The organism is Nocardia sp. NPDC059228 (assembly GCF_042754245.1).
In the GTDB taxonomy this organism is placed as follows: domain Bacteria; phylum Actinomycetota; class Actinomycetes; order Mycobacteriales; family Mycobacteriaceae; genus Nocardia.
The window spans coordinates 1-1,285 of the sequence record NZ_JBHZAL010000125.1 but is presented as its reverse complement, the minus strand read 5'-3'; the positions used below and the strand labels follow the sequence as shown (position 1 = coordinate 1,285).

Annotated in this window: 2 protein-coding genes; both read left to right on the top strand. The window is 67.4% G+C overall.

Annotated features, from left to right (window positions below; all coding sequences use genetic code 11):
• Positions 1 to 798 (top strand): NADH-quinone oxidoreductase subunit J (locus ACFXKA_RS42905; RefSeq protein ID WP_379431892.1); only part of this gene is annotated, 798 nt, incomplete at its 5' end.
• Positions 795 to 1,094 (top strand): NADH-quinone oxidoreductase subunit NuoK, encoded by a 300-nt coding sequence (nuoK, locus tag ACFXKA_RS42900; protein WP_078075618.1) that lies wholly within the window; start codon positions 795 to 797, stop codon positions 1,092 to 1,094. The genes ACFXKA_RS42905 and nuoK, both read left to right, overlap by 4 nt.
• Positions 1,095 to 1,285: the final 191 nt, after the last annotated feature.

Genomic DNA, 1,285 nt, shown 5'->3' with positions numbered 1-1,285 from the left:
GAAGCCGTCCAGTTCTGGATCCTCGGCACCGTCGCCGTGATCGGCGCGCTCTGCACCATCCTGATGAGGCGGGCCGTGCACAGCGCGCTCTGTCTCGCCGGGACCATGATCATCCTGGCGGTCTTCTACCTGGCCAACGGGGCTTATTTCCTCGGCATCGTGCAGATCGTCGTCTACACAGGCGCGATCATGATGCTGTTCCTCTTCGTGGTCATGCTCGTCGGCGTCACCGCCGCCGACTCCCTCACGGAGACGATCAAGGGCCAGCGCTGGTGGGCCGCCCTCTGCGGGCTCGGCTTCGGCGTCCTGCTGATCGCCGGTATCGGCAACGCGTCGCTGACGGCCTCCACCGGACTCGGCGTCGCCAACGCCGGGGGCAACGTCGAGGGCCTCGCCGCCCTCATCTTCACCAAGTACGTGTTCGCCTTCGAGATCACCGGCGCCCTGCTGATCACGGCCTCGGTCGGCGCGATGGTGCTCACGCACCGCGAGCGCACCGAACGGGCCCTGACCCAGCGCGAGATGTCCGAGCAGCGGATCCGCAGCAAGCACCTGCCGCCGCTGCCCGCACCCGGCGTCTACGCCAGGCACAACGCGGTGGACATCGCCGGACTGCTGCCCGACGGCACCACGTCCGAGCTGACCGTCAGCCAGACGCTCAAGGACCGCGGCCAGATCCGGGACGTCTCCGGTGAGGCCATCGCCGATCTCAGGGCGCTGGAACAGCGTTCGACGGAGCGCCTCGGCCGCGAGGAGCTGCGGGGCCGCGAGGACCGCGAGGAGGGCGTCACCAAATGAACACGGTCAACTACCTGTATCTCGCCGCCCTGCTGTTCACCATCGGTGCGGTCGGAGTGCTGATCCGGCGCAATGCGATCGTCGTCTTCATGTGCGTCGAGCTGATGCTCAACGCCTGCAACCTCGCGTTCGTCACCTTCTCCCGGATGCACGGCAATCTGGACGGCCAGATCATCGCCTTCTTCACGATGGTCGTCGCCGCCGCGGAGGTCGTCGTCGGGCTCGCGATCATCGTGTCGCTGTTCCGTTCGCGCCACTCGGCCTCGGTCGACGACGCCAGCCTGATGAAGCTCTGAGGGGTCGCTGAATCGTGGAGAATCTGATTGCGCTGCTCATCGCGGCGCCCCTGCTCGGAGCAGGTCTTCTGCTGTGCGGCGGGCGACGGCTCGACCGGGTGGGACATGTACTCGGCACGCTGCTGGCGGCCGCCTCCTTCGTGATCGGCGTGGTGCTCTTCGCCGACATGCTGGGCAGGAGCGGCGACGAC

Excerpts from the sequence above, each read along its gene's own strand:
- nuoK (WP_078075618.1), top strand. The coding sequence starts at position 795 with ATGAACACGGTCAACTACCTGTATCTCGCCGCCCTGCTGTTCACCATC.